Origin of the sequence: Duncaniella sp. (assembly GCF_029056165.1) — a bacterium.
In the GTDB taxonomy this organism is placed as follows: Bacteria; Bacteroidota; Bacteroidia; order Bacteroidales; family Muribaculaceae; genus Duncaniella.
The window spans coordinates 7,126-10,659 of sequence record NZ_JAIDBW010000027.1 but is presented as its reverse complement, the minus strand read 5'-3'; the positions used below and the strand labels follow the sequence as shown (position 1 = coordinate 10,659).

Annotated in this window: 3 protein-coding genes; all 3 read left to right on the top strand. The window is 41.5% G+C overall.

The features are described 5' to 3' along the window. Positions 1-1,816 (top strand): hypothetical protein (locus tag K2G41_RS05755; RefSeq protein ID WP_300116313.1); only part of this gene is annotated, 1,816 nt, incomplete at its 5' end. Between the two features lie 252 nt (positions 1,817-2,068). After that, positions 2,069-2,395 carry a hypothetical protein gene (locus K2G41_RS05750; RefSeq protein WP_300116311.1) on the top strand — a complete coding sequence of 109 codons (327 nt, stop codon included), beginning with the start codon at positions 2,069-2,071 and terminating at the stop codon, positions 2,393-2,395. 121 nt (positions 2,396-2,516) lie between these two features. Next, on the top strand, positions 2,517-3,518 hold the full coding sequence (locus K2G41_RS05745; protein WP_300116308.1) for a hypothetical protein: 1,002 nt from the start codon (positions 2,517-2,519) through the stop codon (positions 3,516-3,518). Positions 3,519-3,534: the final 16 nt, after the last annotated feature.

Here is a 3,534-nt window from a genome sequence, read left to right as displayed (position 1 = left end):
TGTATCAATGTTCAATCTCACGACGGGATGCAGCAGCGGTGGCCGTGAACTTGACGGCTACCTTGAGCGTGCGGAGGAACTGATGGAACCGTCGCCCGATTCGGCCTATTCGATCCTGACGGATAGTATCACGCCCGCTATGCTGTCCGGTGCTTCCGAACGTCAGTCGGCCCTCCATGCCCTGCTGCTAACGCAGAGTCGGTTCAAAACCTACGTGCCGGTCGATAATGACTCGCTTATCACGTCGGCGGTAAAATATTTTGAAAAGAAGGATGACCGTTCCCGCCTGATGAAATCACTTTACTATCAGGCACGCATTCTCAGGGATAACGGAGAGTATTCGGATGCAATGAGTGCGGCCATGCACGGCCGCGCCATAGCCCAGTATATGAAAGAGGATTTCTGGCAGGCTCGATGTGCCGAACTAATTGCACGCATGTTTAGTACATTTTATCATCTCAACGAGAGTATAAGATACGGAGAAGAAGCTGCGGATTTGTATCGGAAATTAGGCCGTACTAATTTCTATATTTACATATTATCTGACCAAGGATTGAGATATAATAATATTAAAAATTTTGGGAAATGCAAAGAGGTGTTAGATAGCATTTCAGTATTATTAGATAATACTGAAATGCTATCTACGACTCAGCGTAATTCAATTTTAGCAACTTCAGCTAGTACGGCACAATCAATGCTCATTTCTATAAAGGAATATGATAAGGCAGAGCAGATAGGAGATACAATATTAAAGTATGAGAAATTTTTAACCAATATGTCTTCTGAGTGTGCGTGCATAGCAAAAGTTAAACTAAAGTTAGGAAAAATCAGTGAGGCAAGAGCAATGCTTGAATATACTTTGCCCAAACTGGAAGATATGAGAGATTCTCTATTCTATTATGATGCTCTAAAAGATTACAATGAGATGTTAGGAGATGTTGAAGGTACACTTGCAGCTACAGAAATGTCTTTGAAATTATACGGAGAAGCCTTTGGAATGGTCTCAGAGCAAACAGTCATGTATGCACACCGAGATTACTATTCGGAGGAAATGACCCGCATAGAGAAAATTGCAGAGCGAAACAGACAACTCTTGGTGGTATGCATTGCTTTGGCGATTGCACTGATACTTATAGGTGTCCTGCTTTATCGCAACCGTATTAATAAAAAGAATGCGGATATCAGTAAGAAAATGACGGAGATCATGCTGCTCTCGCGGACGCTACAGCAGACATATACCGAGAAGGAATCTCTCAATCAGAAACTTACTGAGCATGATGCCGATATGGCACAACTGTCCTCCGTTGTCAGCAGACAGAACTCGGAGATCGAGGAGCTATCGGCAAACGTCGCAAGTAATCAGGACAAAAATGACAAGCTCAATTCGATGGTCGGCTCTCTATTGCAAGGTCGATTCTCACAACTCAATAATATTATAAGTGAGTATGCCGAACAGGAGGAAAACCGTGACAACTATCTTGCATTCTATAAAAATATAAAGCAGGAGATAGATAAGTTCAAGCTTCCGAAAACTCTTGAAGGTATAGAAAATATAGTCGATGAATGTATGGGCGGGGTCATCACTAACATCCGTGAGGGGATTCCGACCATGCGTGAGAAAGATATTACATTCATAGCCCTCGTGCTTGCCGGATTCAATGCCCGCGCTATCGGCCTTTTCTTAGGGATGCATCCTAATTCGACATACAAACGAAAGAGGCAGTTGATAAAGATTGTCGAGGCTTCAGAGGTACAAAATCGGGATCGAATTGTAGAAATGCTCATAAAGCCCAAAATATCAGATCTTTTGCCATAAGATAGGCAAAAATATTGGAAATAAGCAGTTTAGGCATGGATTAAAATCTTAAATTTTAATCCATGCCTAAACTGCTTATTAATAGTTGGTTAGCTGTTGTGGAGATTAAAATTCTAAGCTTTAAAAAATCGTCAAAATGTTCAGGCGAACCCTAACTTTGCATCATCAAAATGAACTTAAAACAATGAAATTAAAATGAAAAAACAAATCAAAACAATTCTTATTATTTCGCTAATTTCGGTTCCAGTAAAATTGAGAGCTCTCTCTAATATTTCATATATAACTGAAGAAATACCAACTACGAAATCTGACAAAGATAACCAGACACGTCCCGAACTTCCCGCTTCCCAAGACGGCATTACGTGTGAGTATGACGGTTCTTATCTCATTATTAATTTTGAGAAAGGGGAGGGGATGGCATCTATGGTACTATCGTGTGTGTCGGATGGTTGCGAACTGTGTTCGGTAAATTTTCAGGCAAGCAGTCAGTTTGTCTATTATATAGGTGAGATCACCGAGCCTATAAAGGTCGAAATAACGACTGACACAGGAAGCTACTATTGTGAGATAATACAATAATGCATATTTCACGGTAGGCAATGCATAATTCATAATGGACAATATCATAATGAACCATGTATAATACAATCAGATTCAATTTAATTCAATCAATTTTTTAATCGTTTAAAACATTCAAACAATGAAAAAGTATTTTTCTATCTTTATGGTGGCCATGCTTTTGATCATGGCATCCTGTTCGGAATCGGATTCTCCCGCAATGGCCGATATGCGTCCCTCGGATAATATCATCACAACAGATGACGCAGTTCCATACGATCAGGCGGAACTTGCGGCTGTCTTTGCCGCCCTCGACAGCCTAAACGCTACCATGCCCAATAATGTCAGCAGAGGTTGGTTTGGTGGTATAATCAAGACTCTTGCGGATCAGGCTGGAGCTGCTATCGGTAAAAAGGTAGGTCATGAAAAGGCAGGTCGTGTCATTGCATCAGCCCTCGTCGATATTTTTATAAAAGACGCTGTTAACGAGTCCGGTTCAAGTTTACAGGTGACGTTTGTTTATGATGAATCAATCAAACCGTCAGAATTTGTTATTGGTGGGGGATTGGTGATTCCGGGTACACCTTTAGTACCCCGCCCTGCGCCACGTCGTAGTCCTATATTGGATAACGATGATGTGGAGGAAGTGTTTGAGGCAACAAATGACGTTGACCACGTTGGTTATCAGCATAACTATGCAATGTATGAGATTCAAAATACTATAAGTGACTTCTATATCGGCGGACTGTTTAATTACGATAGTCTTTTTGACCGGATATTGGGCTGGATGAAGGCTGACGACATGGATCTTGGTCGTAAGGATTATCTCAAGGATATTGTTTATTATGCCGGAACTATCGGACTGGAATGTTATGAGGATGGTTGTTCAGACGAGGAAGTGATCGTGAGATATTACGATTATTTAGTGGAATCAGGAGCATCACAGGCTGATCTTGATATCTTTGTGAATTTTACGGCCGACATTGCAGTGAAGTGTGCGGGAATGTCCGAATGGGGAATCCACAATTATGCCGCTCAGCTACATGAACTTATTAAGTCACAGAATATATCGGCAGATATGAAGGTCGAGCTGGCCATCATAGCCCAGTGTACGGTGAACAGCGCGCTTTTCTGGCAGCAATGAGTTAGTTGACAGAAGT